6 protein-coding genes are annotated in these 18,933 nt (G+C 43.6%); 2 read left to right on the plus strand and 4 right to left on the minus strand.

The annotated features are described in order from the left end of the window. Positions 1 to 6 precede the first annotated feature (6 nt). Positions 7 to 849 (plus strand): peptide chain release factor N(5)-glutamine methyltransferase, encoded by an 843-nt coding sequence (gene prmC / locus ACOVQQ_RS04920; RefSeq protein WP_421817206.1) that lies wholly within the window; start codon positions 7 to 9, stop codon positions 847 to 849. Here prmC and ACOVQQ_RS04925 read toward each other — a convergent pair. Further along, positions 836 to 2,077, minus strand: a complete 1,242-nt coding sequence (locus ACOVQQ_RS04925; RefSeq protein ID WP_298147181.1) for an ABC transporter permease — start codon at positions 2,075 to 2,077, stop codon at positions 836 to 838. The two genes, prmC and ACOVQQ_RS04925, sit on opposite strands and share 14 nt — an antisense overlap. A gap of 101 nt (positions 2,078 to 2,178) precedes the next feature. On the opposite strand from ACOVQQ_RS04925, the gene hisS reads away from it, so the two are divergent. Then, on the plus strand, positions 2,179 to 3,534 hold the full coding sequence (gene hisS / locus ACOVQQ_RS04930) for a histidine--tRNA ligase (RefSeq protein ID WP_421817207.1): 1,356 nt from the start codon (positions 2,179 to 2,181) through the stop codon (positions 3,532 to 3,534). Positions 3,535 to 3,847: 313 nt separating this feature from the next. Here the strand turns inward: hisS and ACOVQQ_RS04935 are convergent, their stop codons facing one another. From ACOVQQ_RS04935 to ACOVQQ_RS04945, 3 genes are all read right to left on the minus strand, one after another. Further along, complete coding sequence (locus tag ACOVQQ_RS04935; RefSeq protein WP_421817208.1) at positions 3,848 to 4,639, minus strand: T9SS type A sorting domain-containing protein; 792 nt, start codon at positions 4,637 to 4,639, stop codon at positions 3,848 to 3,850. A gap of 153 nt (positions 4,640 to 4,792) precedes the next feature. Continuing rightward, positions 4,793 to 11,455 carry a choice-of-anchor D domain-containing protein gene (locus tag ACOVQQ_RS04940; protein ID WP_421817209.1) on the minus strand — a complete coding sequence of 2,221 codons (6,663 nt, stop codon included), beginning with the start codon at positions 11,453 to 11,455 and terminating at the stop codon, positions 4,793 to 4,795. Positions 11,456 to 11,997: 542 nt separating this feature from the next. Further along, positions 11,998 to 18,495, minus strand: a complete 6,498-nt coding sequence (locus ACOVQQ_RS04945; protein ID WP_421817210.1) for a choice-of-anchor D domain-containing protein — start codon at positions 18,493 to 18,495, stop codon at positions 11,998 to 12,000. Between the last annotated feature and the right edge of the window lie 438 nt (positions 18,496 to 18,933).

Here is an 18,933-nt window from a genome sequence, read left to right on the forward strand (position 1 = left end):
TTTCAAATGGAAACAAGTCTGCAACATTTTCGCAAAAGCTTCGTCGAGAATTTCCCAGATGCTCAAGAAGCCGATACGTTCTTTTTTATGTTGTTGGAAGCTTACGCAGAATTGACGAAAGCGAAGTTTTTTGCAGAACCCGATCGCGAACTTTCTGATGAAATTGTGCAACGATTTAACGCTGCCAAAGTTCGGCTGCTGCAGCACGAACCGATTCAGTATATTTTGGGTTACGAGTGGTTTTATGGCCGAAAATTCTATGTTAATCCGCATGTGTTGATTCCGCGACCTGAAACCGAAGAATTGGTGGATTGGATTGTAGAAGAGTATCAGAATCGAGACAATTTGAAGGTTATTGACTTGTGCACAGGTTCGGGTTGTATTGCGATAAGTTTGGCGCTTTCGCTGAAGGGAACCGTCTCTGCAGTCGATATTTCTGCCGAAGCATTGGCTGTGGCCGAAAAAAGCGCACAATATTTAGATGCAGCAACCAATTTTATTTTAACAGATGTTTTGGGAACTGATTTACCCAAAGATTTATTCGACGTAATTGTGAGTAATCCGCCGTATGTAAGGGAAGCTGAAAAAGATGAGATGCAAGCCAATGTTTTAGATTACGAACCGCATTTAGCTTTGTTTGTGACCAATGATGACCCGTTGCTGTTTTACAGACGCATTTTGGAATATGCTCAGAAAAGCTTGAAGCCAGAAGGCAGTTTGTACTTCGAGATTAATCAGTATTTGGAAAAACCGATGCGTGAATTGGCGGTCCAATACAACTTTTACGGACTAACCACACGAACAGATTTTCGTGGAAATGTTCGTATGCTTAAGCTTACTCGTACCTAAGCGCTTCGATGGGATCGAGATTGGATGCCTTAATAGCGGGATATGAACCGGAAACAACTGCTACGATAAAGCTCACGATAAATGCCCAAATGATGGCCATCCACGGAATTACAAATGAAAAACTCAGTGCAGCCGAAATTCCCCAACCAATTAAGAGACCGATTATAACTCCAACAAATCCGCCGATTTGTCCGATAAGCAGTGTTTCAATAAAAAACTGAAAAGCAACCGTTCTTTTGTTTGCCCCTAACGCTTTTCGGACACCAATTTCTCGTGTGCGTTCAGTTACTGAAACGATCATGATATTCATTAAAGCTATAGAAGATCCAAAAATTGTGATCACGCTAATCACTACGGCAGCAATATCGAGATAACCCGTAATGTCTTGAATTCGTTTGATGAGGTCGTCGCTGCGTTCGATTCCAAAATTGTCTTCTTCCACCGGACTCAGTTTTCGTACTTGTCGCATTGTAACTACGGCATGATCTACGGCGGCGTTTAGCAGTTTGTTATCGCCAACTTTTACGCTCAAGTCGAAATTGATGTTGGGTTCGGTGTACATGGATCGCGCTACCTGAATTGGAATGATTACGCGCAAATCTTGCGAATTTCCGAAAGTAGAACCTTCTTCTTTCAAGACGCCAATGACTTTGAATTTGGTTCCGCGGATGGCAATTTCTTTTCCAAGCGGCGGAATATCTTTAAATAGACCTTTAAGAAAATCGCTTCCCAATATGCAAAAGCGGGTATTATTTGAGATATCGAACGTATTGAAATTTCGGCCTTGCGTGAGTTCGAGACCTGCATTGGATAAGAAATTCTCGTCGGCACCAACAACTGATATTTCTGGATCGGTTTTGGCAGAACCGCTGCGTACTTCGGCTTTGGTTGTTGCGGTAAACGATAGGGAAGTGGTGGTCGACGGATAATCGTACCGATTTACGAAAGCACGTGCTTGAGTGTAATCGATTGTTGGATTGGGTTTCCAGATTTCATTACTGCCGCCGCGACGCGTAACTTGTGTGTATTGATTGATGTTAAATGTGTTCGAACCCATCGATGCAAAATTTCCAGTGAGCGTATTTTCTAGGGCAGCAACTACGGTTAAGATACCAACAAGTGCCATAATACCAATGGCCATAATGAGCACTGTTAATGTGGTACGAAGTATTTGCGACCTGATGGCGCCTCGGGCAATTTTTACGTTTTCGCGAAAGAGTTTAAACATATTTGTTTAGTTGTTTGAAGCGACAATTTGTTACAGTGCTTTCCGAAAAAAGTTCGAACGACAGGCTATTTTGTTAGATATTTGCAACTTCAATTTAAGCTATGAAGACTAAAGCTGCTACAGCAAAAGGAACGCGCGATTTCAATGCATTGGAAATTGCACGCCGCAATTACATCACCGGAGTTATTAAATCGGTTTTTGAAAAGTACGGATTTTCGCCCATTGAAACGCCCACATTTGAAAATAGTGAAACACTTATGGGAAAGTACGGCGAGGAAGGCGATCGATTGATTTTCAAAATTTTGAACTCGGGTGATTTTTTGAAGGACGTTCCCGCGGATTTGTTGCACGAGAAACAATCTTTAAAAGTTACCAAGCATATTTCTGAAAAAGCGCTTCGTTACGACCTAACGGTTCCGTTTGCGCGTTATGTGGTACAGCACAGAAATGAGATTGAATTGCCGTTTAAGCGGTATCAGATTCAGCCGGTATGGCGCGCAGATCGGCCGCAGAAAGGGCGTTTTAGAGAGTTTTATCAATGCGACGCCGATGTGGTGGGAAGTAAAAGTTTGTGGCAGGAGGTTGAATTAGTTGAAATTTATGCTGAGGTTTTTCAGCGTTTGGAACTACACAGAACAACGATTAAAATTAACAATCGTAAAATTTTGGCAGGAATCGCTGAATTGATTGGCGCTGCCGATCGGTTGGTGGAATTTACCGTAGTTCTCGATAAACTCGATAAGATAGGTGAGGACGGTGTGATTGCCGAATTAAAAGAACGCGGATTTGAGCAGGCCAGTATCGATGCCGCTCTACCGATTATTCGGCTTACGGGTAGTTTTGAAGAGAAATTGCAGCATTTGGATGCGCTTTTTGCTGATATCGTTATAGGGAAAGAAGGCGTTTCGGAGATTCGAACTATTTTAAATCGGGTTGATTTGAACGCATTTCCGGCGGTTGAATTGGGTTTAGATTTAACATTGGCTCGCGGCTTAAATTACTACACGGGTACTATTATGGAAGTGGCTGCACCTGCTGAAGTGGGCATTGGTTCGATCGGTGGAGCTGGTCGCTACGATGATTTAACCGGGATTTTCGGTATGCCGGGTATTAGCGGTGTTGGACTTTCGTTTGGATTGGATCGGATTTATTTGGCCCTAGAGGCATTAAATTTGTTTTCGGATTCGTTGAATGGAACGCCGGAGTTTTTGGTTTTGAATTACGGCGTGCAAGAAGCGGAGTATGCGATGCAGGTTTGCAGAAGATTGCGTAAGTCGGGAAAAACAGTCGATTTTTATCCGGATGCGGCGAAAATTCAGAAGCAATTGCAGTATGCCTCAAAACGCGGATTTGCTAAGGTTGTTTTATGTGGAAGTTCGGAGATGGAGAAGCAAGAGGTTTCCATTAAAGACATGAACAGTGGGACGCAAGTTCAGGTTTCGATTTTGGATTTGTAAGAAATTGTTTTTCAGACGATTTGTTGAATAATTGCCGTTTTTTCAAAGACGTATTTCGCGCGAACGGGTGCAGTGATATCCTTTTTGGCGTTACGTTTTTTCCAGTATCGTTTAGCCAAAAAGATAAAACGGAACACGTGACGGCAGAGCAGGAGCGTGGCGCAGCGATGATTTGTATTGCCGGCGCGCCCAAATAAAGGTAAGTCTGCAAAAAAATCTGCTTTTTAGTTGAATTTAAAAAATTATACTTCGAGATAATTCAACAAAAAAGCGACTCGGTTGGGAGTCGCTTTTGTTGGGGTAATTTTAATTTTTACCGTTTTACAAATTTCAGCACTTGTTGTTCGTTGCCGTTTTTGAGGGTGGCAATGTAAGTTCCGGCGGTAAGTCCGGATAGGTTTATAGTTTCGTTGTTGGATTGGATTTTTGTGTTTTTTACAACCCGTCCGCTGAGGTCGAAAATTGAAATTGTAGTGTTTTCGTTTAAGCCTGTCGGCATGTTGATGTTAAGTTCGGCGCTTGCTGCAGCGAAAACGAGTGAAGCGGTATTTTTTGTGGTTACGTCGTCGATTCCTAGGACATTTTGCGTTTGGAAAGTTAGGAAGAAGCGGTTGTTGTAAGTTCCAGCTTCAAGATCGACGATTAGGTTTCCGGTTTTTAAATTGAAAAAAGTTTGTGTTTCAGCGTCGTAGATGTAGAATGTTTGGCTGGCTGGGAAGTTCTCTGTTCCTTCAAATTTGATTACGTTTTCGCCGGCGGTATCAACCTGAATTCCGATTGCATATGACTTAGTTGGATCGAAAGTATTTACACCTTGAATAAATAGTTCGGAATTTTGGGTGTAGAAATACATGTCGTTTGGCAGGTCGAACGTATTTACAGCGTCTAGTCCTGGGTCGATCGCATCTGTTGCGGTTGGGTAGTTGAAACCCATTAAAATTTGTCGGTAAAAGCCGGAGTGTGCGTAAAAGCCTAGTCGAACTTTTGGATTTGCAGCTGCTGGAGGTACATCCTCGTCTGTATCGTCTTGAGCATAAACACTCGATGTGTTAAATGCTGTAAGGAGCACAATAAGTGCTAAGCTAGAAAGTAGGTTTCGTATCATTTGGGAATAATTACGAACCAAAAGTAAATCAGCTTTTTAGCCTTTCCACAGTTTTCCGATTATTAGCCGAGATTTCCGATAATAGGTAAATTTTTCGTTAAATAAATACAAAAAGGCGACGAAATGCGTAGCCTCTGTCGTTCAACGGTAAAATTACTTTACAATTATTTTACCTGAAATTGGTTCGCCGTTGGTTTCTACTTGTACCAAGTACGTTCCGGTGGCGTATTGATTTAGCGGTATGATGGTGCGCGCTAAGTCGCCGCGTTCTAGTTCAACGGAATCAATTTCTTGACCTAATAAATTGTAAATACGTACTGATTTAAGTATTCGATTGATGTCTGTATTAACGATACTAAGTGCGTTTGATTCTGTAGCATACGTCATGTTTACAGGATTAATTGGAGTGTTAGTACTTAGTGGAATATTCGTGAAGCGAATACTGAATCGCGTATCGTAGGTTCCAGCAGGTAAATTTATTTGGAATTCGCTGCCGTTAATATCGTTATAGGTATCGAGTTCGCTATCGTAAATGTATACGGGCTGGTCGGTAGTCCAGTTTTCAGCTTGGCTAATTTCGAATTTTACGTTTCCATCCACTTCGTTTTTAACGCCTATTGGATATTGGCTTGATTCGTTAAATGTACCGACGCCTTGTATTACAAGTTTAGTTTCTCCCAAAAGGAAATACATATCGCTGGCATTTTCATCAAATAAGACGGCATCATACCCGTTGTCGTAGGCATCTGTTGCAAACTCATTCATAAATGAGAGCAAAGTTTCGCGATACTGTTGGTTGGCGCTAGTGTAGAAGAACCAGATTTTCTTGTAATCGTTTGTACTAGGGCTTTCGACATTTGCTGGTTCCGCTGTGTTTGCAGCTTGACGTAGCATAGGTGTTGAGCTTGCGTTGTCTTCTTTTACGAAGGCTCTTTGCGAGTTTCGGAATTGAATATTCGACTGCAATTGGCTTGTGGCACCTTCGACAAAAAATCCTTGTCCGACAGGTACATACCTACGCGGACGGAAGGCGTACAAGCTTGGGTCGCCGGTTCCAGCACCGCCAAGTCCAGTTCCTGAAGCCACGGTTCCTCCTGCGAGCGTATAGGTGGCATAACCTCCAATATAATTAACAGTTACGTGCGAGTTGTTTGCTGGAGAATGCTGCCAGAAATAAAGTGTCCCGATAATGGATCCTGTTGTTCCGGCATTTCCGCCTGGGTTAATATTATCGCGAATAAATTCATCGGCATCGAGAGCTGACGGGTATGGGTTTCCTACTAGCGCTAAATTACCTGCCGCTACTGGTCTGTTGATCAGGCCATTGTTTGGTTTTCCGACGAAGGTGTAATTCTGAGTCGATCCAGCAGCGCCGCTTCCCTTTAGGGTGAAACCGTCGCCGGTATTTAAACTTCCTGTAGGTCCGATGTATTCCCAATTTGCGTATGAATCAGTTTGATTTCGGAAAGTGTACTGCCAGTAATTACTCAATGAAATAGGAGAAGTTGCAGAACCGTCGGCATCGCCAACCCATGAAATATCTTGTGGTGCTGTTGTGGTTCCGTCTTTAAATACATCACTTATAGTGTAACCAATATTGTTAGCAGTGTTATTTGTTGTGCTAACCGGCGATGACCAATAATTGTAGTTAAAGCTATTAGAAGTACCTTGTTGATCACGTTGAATACGACCTGAGCTACTTATAGTTAAATCACTATCATTGGTTTGAATAAGTTGTGAACGCCCTGTTAGATCGATTTCACCATTTAGTGTTAAGCCGTACGAATTGCTGAGTCCTGAATCTCCATTTACGGTTAGTCTGCGGTTGGTATCAACTATTAATCCAACGTGTGATACCGAGTTTGCTAAAGTGTTGGTGTGTTTAACATTTACTATGGCTCCCAGTACATTGGCATCGGTCACGTCGTTTCCGTTAATAAAGTTTGTTGGATTATTGACTGCTGTGGCTAAGTCGCCGTTTGCAATAGTTACATAGGGTAAGGGTGCAGTTTCTATTTGCAGGTATTTCACGTTGTAAATTCTTGCTAGCGATGGGGCAGCGCCGTTATCAATGCTGTTCCAAGTTTTTAGGTCATCGATAACATCATCTCTGTAGTTGTCGAATCTAAAATAAGTTAGCAACTCGGTCCAGGTTAGTGCAGTGCCGTCGATATTTTTTGTGAATAAGCTACCCGAAATCGGTGCCGTAGATGAGTTTGTACTGTTCTCTATTTTCTGGCACATCATTCTTTGAATTTGTGTGGCACTTAAAGCATTACCAAAAACACGAACTTCATCAATTCCGCCTTTAAAGTAGTTTGCTGAAGCGGTTGCGTTTTTGGCTAGTGTAAATCGAGCCGTGCTCGCCGCCAGAGTACCCGCTAATGCGCCGGCAGTTGAGCTTCCAACTAATCGCCCGTTCAGGTATAAGCTCAATGAAGAGGCACCGCCATTGTAAACTGCTGCAACATGATACCAGCGATTTAGAGCTAAATTTGTACTCGAAGTAACTGTTACACCTTTTGCTGTCGTTGAAAGGGTATTGGAGTTGGTTGCTACTCGAACAAAGAAATTATCTTGCCCCATTACAATACGGTCTAGACTCGTTGTTGAGGTTAGTTTAATCCAGCCCATCATGCTCGCGGTAGCTCTATTGCTAAGCACTTGAGTCGACTCTCCGTAGTCGTTTCTTCCATCAAATTCGATATATAATGGCAAAGTCAGGTTTCGAGGAGAGCCGAAATTTGTATCGTCGTTATCGAAATCGTTGGTTAAGCCGTCTCTGTCGTTGTCTAATGTTGAATCAATTCTTCCGTCTACAGGTGAATTATCCCAAACACGAAATAGCGTGCTGTTGATGTCGAAGCTACTTCCGTTTGAAGTTAAATCTAGGTAGTTTGGAATGCCATCACCATCTGAATCTGCCGCTAAAGGTTTGGCTGAGGCACCAAATCCGTTTAAGTCGTCGTTTGGATCTAACAATCCATCTCTATCAGAGTCGCTTAGGTCACCTTTTCCATCGCCGTCGATATCGCCATCACCATTGTTCCAAGTTTGGGTAATGTTTGACGTATACCAGGTATCAACCTGATATTCATCGATATCGAATATTCCGTCGTTATCGCTGTCTAAGTCTTCGAAATCGAGTGTTCCGTCGTCATCTGAATCTGGTAGCATATACGTTCCAGCGGCAATTTGTGCATCAATAGAATCTTCCATACCGTTTGGTCTGCCGGTTGGTCCGGTTACATCTGTCCATTTGCTAGCTACGGCTTTATTCATGGTTGCTAAAGAAGCAGTGTTTGCAGCATTATAGCCACGTACGGCATACCCCGCTTCGGTAATGTCTGGAATACCGTCGTTATCGGCGTCGAGGTCGTAAACATCGGCGAAACCGTCACCGTCGCTGTCGCACAGGTTTTGGGTCATGGAAAAGTCGTCAAGGGCAATATCGTTTCCTAAACCTCCTGGTCCTAGACTTACTAATCTAAAAGAAACGGAGGTGTTGTTTCCTGGGTTAAAGGTGTAACTAACTTGTTTCCAATCTGATGGGTCGCAGGTATCTCCTGAATTACAACGAGTAATGCTGCCTGTATCTTGCGTAAAGATTACTGTTGCTTCATCGGCTGCAAGGATTTCTGTACGTACGTTCGGTAGTAATCGTGGTTGTTCGTTTGCTCTTCCTGCATTGATAAAATCTTGGTTGGAGCGGTCGACGTTCATAACCCAATACGAAAAGGTGAGCGGAACATTTGGGACAACTCCATTAATTGTCATTCGATAAAATATTTTCCCAGCGATGGCATCTGCATTTACGTAGAGCATCCGACCATCTGTATCTCCTATAGTATGATCGTTACTAATTGTGATAGCGTAATCTGACCAAGGTGTGATTCCGGTTGGATCTCCTGAACCTGTAGGAACTCCCAATTTGTAATATACTACGTAGCGACCATCACCCACGATACGATCAGAACTATCCCATAGGGCATACGTTGTACTTGCTTCCGGATTATTGATGGTGATACCCACGCGAGCGGTTCCCGTTCCGAAATCATCGGCAAACAAGGTATTAACTACAGTTTTTGCATTGGCATTGTTGATACATGCTGCTTGTTCTGCTGTATCGATAATACCGTCGTTATCGTCGTCGATATCGAGATTATCGGTAACATCGTCGCCGTCTCCGTCTCGGAATGGTAAACCCACACCATTGATGGTAAAGGTGTACGGATTTTCATCGGCATCTCCGTTGGCAATAGAAACTAATGCTGTTCGTGTACCCGCACCTGAAGGATCAAAAGTGATGGTAAAAGTTGTCGATGTGCCTGCATTTATGGTTGGTAGGGTAGTAATACTCACGGTAAAATCTCTGGCAAAAGTACCCGTAAGGGTGAAGTTTCCACCGGTGAGTGCAGTTACCGCGCCATCGTTGTTAACGATAAACGTATTTGTTACATTTCCTGAATAGGCATAAACTTCGCCAAAATCGGTTCCTTTGGCTGGAGTCGGTACATCGGCAAGAGCAATGTCTGTTGGCGTAGCGCCGCCTCTTACGCGAATTTCTGCGCCGTTTGCCGTTGTAGCGATTCCGGAGACATTAATATCAAACGGATTTTCATCGGCATCGTTATTTGCGATGGAGATTGTGCCCGTTATGGTTCCCGAAGCGGCAGTAGGGTCGAACGTTATGTTAAACGTAGCTACTTCTCCTGGTTCTAAGCTTAGGTCGGAAAGTGTACTTACAATAAATTGGGCATTATTTGAAGTTGGATTATTTAGTGTTAGCGTTCCCGTAGCGGTACTCGGATTTCTAATCGAGAAGGTTTTTATTGTTTGTCCGTTTGTTTGTCGGACCGTTCCAAAAGCTGTTCCGTTTGCTGCGGCTGCGGCTGCATTGTCGTTAAAAACGGCATTTGTACCTTGGAAAGCTTCGATTTCGGGGCTTGTTCCGATTCCTGATACCTCGAATTGGAAGGGCGTTTCATTAGCGTCGTTATTTGTTAGACTAATTATACTCGTTATAACGCCTGTTGTGGTAGGATTAAATGTTACCGTAAACGTAGCAGTATTTCCGCTCGTTATTAATAAAGGGAGTAACGCACTTGGTAGAATTAAAGGAGCCGTAATTGTAAAAGCTGCCGCAGAACTTGAAATTCCTGTAATGCTGAGTGTATTAGCGCCGTTATTTCTGATTGTAAATGTTCGACTAATAGAAGTGTCGGTTGTGTTGAATCTTCCAAAATCGGTTCCTTCCGCGGTATTTGGTCGCTCATAAAGGGCAATAGGCGCTTGAGCAGGTGCAACACCTAACAGTTCGATTTCAGGTGCCGCTGAGTTGTTTGCGTTTGCTGAAATCGAGAAGTTAAACGGATTTAGTGTACCTGCACAATTTGTAACGATACTGCAAGTTGTATTTGTTGCTGCGGAAGCTGTTGGTGCATACGTTATTTGCAGAATTGCTCTTCCTCCGGGAGCCACTGTATTTGTATTTAGTGTAGCTGTAAAGGGAGCTCCTATTGTAATTGCTCCGAGATTCAACGTGCCGTTACCTGTATTGGTAATAACGAAGGTGTTTATAATTGAGCCAGCGTTTTGTCGTTGTGTTCCGAAATCTGTTCCTTCCGTTGTTGATGGGGAATTATCGCCGTCGTTTAATGTGGTGTAAGGTGATGGGCCGCCGACAACACTAATATTTGGATTTACTCCGGTACCTCGAACGTCGAAGTTAAACGGGTTTTCATCGGAGTCGTTGCTGGCAATATTTATAGTTGCAGTTCTTGTTCCGGTGGCACTTGGGTTGAAGCGTACGGTAAAAAACGCGGTACTGCTGGCACCAATACTTGTAGGAGGTGCTGTAACTACTGTAAAATCGGCAGCGTTAGAACCTCCAATCGTTACTGCGATGTTGGTTAGTGGGGCCTGACCTTGATTGAAGATTACATAAGTTACGGTTGCTGTGCTACCATCGGCCTCGTTAACATTTCCAAAATCGGTTCCGTTGGCTGTGGCAAAGCCGGTACTGCCGTCGCCGATGCCTTCTTGCGCTGTTCCTCCGGTTAATGCAATTTCTGCTGTACCGAATGTAATGATTATTCGTCCGGCGGTTCCTGCTGAGCCACCTGTAGTATTTTGTTCTCCACGTCCGCCGCCGCCATTTCCTGTGCCGTTCGCAGTAGAAGCATTACCGTTTCCTGCCGCACCGTTTCCAGAAATTCCGGCATCGGTTGGGCAGCCACCTGTAGCGGTACCAGGTTGTCCTGCACCTGTAGCGCTCGGTCCGGCATTTCCGGTTCCGCCTGTTCGACCACTTCCACCACCGCTTCCACCGGCTTCATCGTTTGCAGCGCCACTCGCCGGTCTGGCGTTTCCGCCTGCGCCACCTGGGTAGCTTAAGGTTACACCGAAATTTCCAATAGTTGCAGCAGCGCCACCCGCACCACCGTTACGATTGATGCTTGTAAGTCCGCCGTTTGCAATTATATTGGTATTAAAAATAGTGTTACCTCCGTTTGTACCTGCTGCTCCGCCTGTGCCAATTGTATAACTAATTGTTGAATTGGGAGTGACAGCAATGACGGCTCTCGTGTAAGCACCACCGCCTCCGCCTCCGCGTGCAGTGGTTCCGCCGGTTCCTCCGCCTGCACCGCCGCCCCAAAGTTCAACGGTGATTGATGTTACGTTTGCAGGCACTGTCCACGTTTCTGTGCCGCCTGGTGAATTGTCGGTAAAAGTAGCAGTTTGAGCAAAGCTCATAAAACTGAATAAGATGGTAACCGAAGTAATAAATCTCAAAAAGTGTACTTGTAATCTCATGTATGGTTCCAAATCATTTGTTTGTCGGCAAAAGTACCTTGCTAAAGTTCAGTTTTAGCGGAATTCGTGTGTTATATGCTATGAGACTATCAGATAAATCAATAGAGTTCAATAAGTTGTGAAGTCTTATCTACGACCAAGTACCTAATTTTCACGATTAAGTGTAGCTATAACGATTTCGTTGTCAATAAACTTTAACTATAGTGTTTACGAGAAAACGAGTTGTTTGGATTTAACTTTAACACTTTTTTTTCTGTTAGCGGTTGAAGCGGCATCCTGCTGCAAAAATCCTGAAAGGTTTTTGTGGCAGATATAGCGGAAGACGCGACCCTGATATTTTTGCCGTTGCGCCGACAGAAGCTGCGGGAAAAATGGAAGGGGAACAGCCAAATAATAAAAGAAGAATGAAGAGTAAGGCAGGATGAATTGACTCTCATTCGGATTTTTAGCGAGGGACTTTCTGAGATTTGTAGTTGTATAAAATAAAAAGACCGTCTGGTGCCGACGGTCTTTTTGGAATTTGGGGAAAAAAGGGTGCCGGATTAATGCAAAATCATTTTTCGGCTGTAAACAGCATTTTCGGTAGTGATTTTAACTACGTAAGCACCGATGCTGTGTTTTTGTAATTTGAAATTAAGTAGGGTAGTAGCGTTTACATCTGAAATGGTCTCGATTAGTTTTCCGCTGATATCAAAGATTTCAACTGCTTCGATTCGCTCATTACCGGCTTCGATACTCAGTTCATTAGCTTGGCTGTTGTATGCTACTGCGCAAGTATTCTTTTGAATAGTTTCGACATTAAGCGGGCTATTGTTGAATGTAATTGAGAATCGGTTTTCGTACAAACCTGCTTCTAGGTAAATAGTAGCTTCGCCGTTTTTGATATCGGTCCAAGTATTGGTTAGGGCGTCAAAGAGGTAGATGTTTTCAGAAGTATCGAAGTTTTCGATTTCGTCGACTTTAATGATAACATTACCTGTGTTTGCAGCTTTCACGCCGAGTGGAATTACTTTATCAACATCAAAAGTACCTTCACCATCGATTACGTATTTGGAATCGTTGAGAATCATGTACATATCGGAAGGTGTTTCGTCGAATACAAGTGCATCGTAGCCGGCATCGTAATTTTCTGTAGCAAATTGATTCATAAAACCAACAAGCAACTGGCGTCTTTCACCTTGAGGCGCGGTGCAGCTGAATTTGAATTTTTTGAAGGTATTTGCTGGAATTTCATCTTCTTCATTACCCGAGTCGTTCGAAATAGCAGAACGGAACATAACATTTGACTGTGCATTTGTTTCGCGAACAAACGCACGCTGGTTGTTGTTGAAAATTATAGATCCGCCGGTTGTATTTCCGGTAACGAAGAAGCCTTGTCCGACAGGGATGTATCGTCCTGCTGTACGCGTTGAAGAACCTAAACCGCTGCCTCCGGGAGGGTTAACAGGCGGTGTTGAACCTACTAATGTTAACGCGGCATAACCACCTTGATAATCGCCAACGTTGTGTGTAAAGTTGGTGCTGTAGTGTTCCCAGAAGTAGAGTGTTCCGTCGAGTGAACCTAAGTTATCGTTAATAAAGGCGTGAGCGTCTAGTGCTGATGGATATGGATTTCCACAAAGGTTTAAAAATCCGCCGCCAATTGGTAGTGTGATTTCACCATTATTTGGTTTTCCAACGAAACCGTAATTTTGATTAGCTCCGGCTGAACCTGGGCCTTTCATTGTAAAACCTTCGCCTGGAAGCAGGTTACCGTCGACGCCTAGGAACGACCAATTCGCGTAGTCGTTTCCTACGTTTTGAAATTTATATAGCCAATACGCTCCTAGCGTTATCGGAGTTGTTGGTTGTCCGTAGTAATCATCAATCCAGTTGATGTTTAGCAAGTTTTCTGGATCTGTTGCATCTCTGAGGACACCACTTACGGTATATCCGGAATTCGGCGGTGTGTTTGGTGTGCTAACGGGCGAGCACCAGAAATTGTAATTAAATGAGTTTGATTGTCCGGATTGTTCGCGTTCGATACCGCCGATACTTGCTGCATCGTAGTCGGAATCTGTAGTTTGAACCAATTGAGATAGGCCGGTTAAATCAATCGTACCGTCGAGTTTTAGATAATGAGTAACTTCGATTTTCGAGTTGTTTGCAGCAGACATTTTGTTTGCAGTGACATCTAAGCCTAGAATTACTTTATTTCCAGTAGATTCGATGTTGTGTGACGATTGTACAATATTCCAAGCGATTCGTGTAGTTCCGTCTACAATGGAAAGGCTGTAAGGTGCATCGGTAACAGTTGAATTGTTCCAAACTCCGGGCGTGTACCAATTGCCATCGGCTGTTGAGCGGTAGGGCAGTGGAGCAGTTTGATAATCAACGGTTGTGAGGTTTTTCAATGCTGCTGTGTAGTCGTTTGTCGATTGGTCTTTGGCATTGGTGTATGTGTAGGTCGACATTGGGTAGTACGCTTCGAGGTTTGCGTAGGGAATGTCGGCAACCTCATTTTTCGTAACGCTTGCAGGTAATATCGAGCCGTTTACGAAATTATTGTTGTTGCGTAGTTCTTGATTCATGATATAGCGCAGTTCGTTAGCGCTCAGTGCAGTACTAAACACGCGTACTTCGTCGATACCACCACGGAAGAACGATGTTGGCGATATAGCGTCGGCTCCAGCAATTAAAAATGATTGATTATTTGCGGGCACTACGGGCAGGGTTTGTGCAGCCGCTGCAACACCATCGATGTATAAAGTGTAGACTCCGTTTTGTCCTGTAACTGCAACGTTGTGCCAGATATCAGCTGGGATTACGGTAGAAGACGTGATTTGCTGTAATCCGCCTGCGATGAAAGAAAATTCTAGCTGACCTGCACTGTTGATTGTGAAGTCGTAACCTTCTGTGAAACTGGCATTTCTTTTTGACACGATGCTTCGACCATCTTGTTGTTTTCTTACCCAAGCCGAAATGGTAAAGTCTGTATTTACGTTTAATACTGGTCCGGCATCTAGGTAATCATTTACTCCGTCGAAGGTAATGCAACGCTCGAAAGTACGTTCAGGCGCATAACCGAAAGTGATGTATCGAGTTCCGTTAAAATCGTACGTACATTCAAGTTTTGAGCCGTTGAATCTCATAATGCGGTATTCGGCTGTTGGGCTGAAGATGGGACTTGATGAGATGAACATCAGGAAGTCGCCGGGAGGCGTAATCGTAGAAGTTAAAAGGGTTGATGGAACCGAAACGGTTACGGTAGCCACATCGCCACCTGTTTCAACAACGCGCCAAGTACGTCCAATGGAAACGAAATCGACTTGAGAAGTTAATCCAGAGATTCCACTACTCATATTTACGATAACTGGTGCTTGAGCGCCAAGGGTTCCGTTGTTTGAGCCCCAGACAAGGAACCGCTTGTCGCCTGCAAAAGTAGCTGTATTTGCACTGTTTGTTTCAGCTATCGTGCTTAAGCCAATAGTGATATCGGCATTGGTATTTTCTGTTTTAGATTGTTTTTGATTAAGTCCGGATAAATCGTCGCGTCCAATTCCTGCTACGTTATAGTTAAACCCAGCTCCCGAATTGTAAATAACACTTCCTGCCGAGTCAAGGTAGTTTTGACTGATTCCGTTTACACCTAATGTTATACCGTATTTAATGGCTAGATACGATTCGATTCTTTGTCTATCGGTGGTGTTATTTCTTGCACTGTAGTTGATGATTTCAAGAATATCGCCGTTGTATGAAGCATCGAAAAATTCGCTTCGACCGAGCCAGTATCTTGAGTTCACTATGTCTTTATACGTTGCTGGAAAAACTTCGGTTGTAGTTAGTAAATTACCGTTGCACAGAATTTCCATACGACCGGCGGCCGACTTTCGTGGGTTAAAGATTTGTACTCCTCGGTACGATTTAGTTGTACTGATTTCGCCTGTTCCGTAAGATGTTTGAGCACCTTGGTTGTATGCAAGAACTTCATTAGTATGGCGAACAGAGGTGTTACCCATTTGGAATCCAGTAACGTCTTGGCTATTTCGGTTAGTTGCGATGTCGTCTCCACAGTAGATATCTTGTGGATTAGAAGCAGAAGTTATTGTACCTGTTGGACGAATAACGATGAACATTTCACTGTTGTAGAAGCCTTGGTTTCCTGACATAGAATTTGCTCCGTTAAAGTTCACAACTGGATTGAAGTTGACGTTTGAGCTCGGGTTGTTTCGGAACTTAGGTTCACGAGCGAATCTGGAAATAGCTGTTTTAGTACTTCCTAATACTTGATCTTGCCAAGTTTGCATGTCGTCGTTGTCGTTTAATGTTCCAACGTTACTGTTTGCTTTTAGCCAGAAGCGTAAGTTTGAGGTAATTCCGCCAGGAGCAGATGTAGGAACAGGTGCGTTTACGATATCAGCGCTTACCACAAAGTCGTAGGTGCCTTCATTCGGATCGTTACTGGTAACAGTAATAGTTGCTGTTTTTACTCCAAGAACTGTGTTTGGTGTGAATGTTACAACAAAAGACGCTACGGCACCCGAGGCTAGTGAAGCTGGAACTGGTGTGGCAGTAAAAAGTGCAGCGTTAGGTCCTGATATACCCACTGTCGTACTTAATGTAAGGGAGTTAGTTCCTAGTGAATAGATGTTAAATGGTATCGCGATAGAAGTTGCACTATCGGTTTGACCGAAGTTGGTTTGATCGTTAACGGCAGGTGTTGTATCTCCATCGGCGATTGAAATTTCATTACCTTGAATGTCGATTTCACGTCCTGATACAAGTGCTGCTCCTTGAACTACGAAGTCGTATATATTCTCGTCGCTATCTGTATTGTTGATTGAAATTATAGCAACTGTAGTTCCAGCGATGGTAGGTGCGTAGGTTATTTGAAATGTAGAGCTACCACCTGCTGGGATCACTGCATTTGGTTGCTGGCTTACTGTAAATTCTGGACCTCCTGTTAGCACAACAATTGGTGTTCCCGTTAGGTTTAATGGTCCTGTTCCGGTATTAAAAATCGTGAATGTTCTTGTGATAGTTCCCGGAATAAGAGCTGTTCCGAAGTTGGTATGATTGGTTGTAGTAGTTCCTGAGGCACCATCAAGAATACTAACGCCGTTTCCAACTATATCAATTTCTGGTGTTACTCCTGTGCCTCCGGTTCCTGCTAAATCGAAGCTAAATGGGTTTTCGTCGGCATCGTTAGTAACAATCGAGAAATTAGCGGTTCTCATGCCTACAGCGGTTGGCGTGAATCGAATGACGACTGAGGTGGATCCGCCCGGTACTACTGTTGCTGCTGGTGCTGTTGCAACTACGAATTCGCTACTGTTTGCGCCAGTGATTGTAATTGCGCCTAAGGTTAAATTAGCGGTTCCTGAGTTTTCGATGATAAAAGTTCGGTTGAGTTGAATACCTACGTTTGTAGTGCCTACATTGGTAAAATCGGTGGTTTCGGGTGTATTGTCTTCGTCGACGATGTTAAATCCATTTCCAGAAAACACTATTTCTGGAGCAATAATCTCAGCAGCCACTGCTACACGCGGTACTGTAACGCAACCATTAACATTTGCTTCTACGTAGAATAGAGTAGTACTTACTAAGTCTGGTGTGGTAAATGAAGTACCTGTTCCAAGAGCGGTACCACCAACTGCTACATCGTACCAAGATATGGTTCCTGCAGACGCTGTAGCTTGTAGTGTAAGTGGGCCGAAATCACTTCTTGAAGCACCTGTTGTAGAAGTGATTGTTGGGTAGTCTGAAGTTACGGTTAATGATCGTGGTGTACCGTTTCCACAGCTATTTGAAGGTGTTACAGTAACGTTACCAGTATCTGTAGTTGTTAAGACAGTAACTGAAGAAGAAGTTCCACCCGTTTGCTGCGTCCAGTTAGTTGGGAATGTCCAAGTGTAAGTTACACCCGGCACAGCAGTTACGCTATAAGATACGATCTGACCTGGGCAAAATGTGCTATTTCCAGTAATGCTTCCAGGCTGACTTGGCACTGTGTTTACCGTAACGCTAGCTGTATTATTGGCAGAGATTGCATTAGAACAAAGCACAGGACTGCTACCGCTTGCAAGGTTAGTTATCGTTACAGTTACAGTACCAGCGTTGTTTAAAGTTGGTGTAGCAAATGTACCCACATTAGATGCACTTACAGTCATTGCAGCGGTAACTCCGTTAGAAATTACGCTGCCCGATAAATTGTATGTTACAGTGTAGGTTCCTTGAGGCAATCCAGTACCGCTTAAAGTTACAGTAACTGTTTGCCCTGAGCATATAGTAGAACTTGATAAAGTTGTCGAGTTTAAGCTGTACGTCGGACAGGTCCATGTTACTATTGCTTGTCCAGGTCCACCAGGTCCACCTAAACGATCGGTGGATGTTGCGGCACGTGCGCCACCACCGCCACCGCCTATTGCTAAAGCTGTAATACCGTTAGAATCTCCTACAACGCCGTTAGCTCCTGCACCTCCACCAGTGGGTGCTGTTCCTCCCACAGCTGCCAAAGCGTTATTTCCATTAGATCCGGTTCCAGCGCTACTTCCGCCCGCTCCTCCGGATGTTAAAGCAACACCAGCTGAACCTGCACCTCCGTAGAAATTAACTTGTCCGCCTACATTTCCGGTAAGTGGGCCAGTTGCTCCTGCCGCAGATTGGTTATTATTGTTTGCACGTGCACCGCCGTTTCCACCAACAGCTAATAGCGTTGTAGTGCTACTAAACCAAGTAGATCCGCCCGGTGCACCTATACCCGTGCTACCTGTACCACCTACACCAACATTTACAGTATAATTAGTTCCTGCTACTACAGGTATTGCATTATGTCTAGTATAAGCACCTCCGGCACCACCACCACCTGCAGAACTAGTTCCTGTAACACCACCTCCGGCACCACCAGCTCCCCATAGTTCAACACGAACCGAGTTGACACCCGCAGGAGGAGTAAACACGCCTGTGCTTGTATATGTTCGACTTTGAGCAAATAGTTTTGAAGAAAGGGCAGTTCCTAATAATAGAATTGCGATAAGCAATAATCGTGTAGTTTTTTTCATATCTCGGGGCTTTTAGATAATGAATTGATATGTCGCATTTTCAATGCAAGGATAAAACTACATTAATAAGTTATAGGACGCCAAATAAAAAGTGTTAAATTTTAACAAAATCAACGATGAAATGCAAAATACAGCGATAAAATGCGTTTGATTATTAAAAATGTAAGAAAAAACCTATATAAAGAAGAACACGCAAGCGGCTGTTTTACTTTGATTCTTCAATGCTAAGAAATAGTATGAAACAAAAAAATCGGTCCCAATTTGAGACCGATTTTTTAAGATATAAGTTGAAGAATTTAGTTCTTAAATGGGAACTTTCTCAGATAAACTTCATTTTGCGCATCGTAGATTTTCACTAAGACGATCTGCGTTTCTGCTTGAAAGTCTGTTGCTGTAAATCGTGCTTGTGCTGCTTGCGCTTTGCTGTACAACAAACGA

The organism is Flavobacterium sp. (genome assembly GCF_049240005.1).
GTDB lineage: Bacteria > Bacteroidota > Bacteroidia > Flavobacteriales > Flavobacteriaceae > Flavobacterium.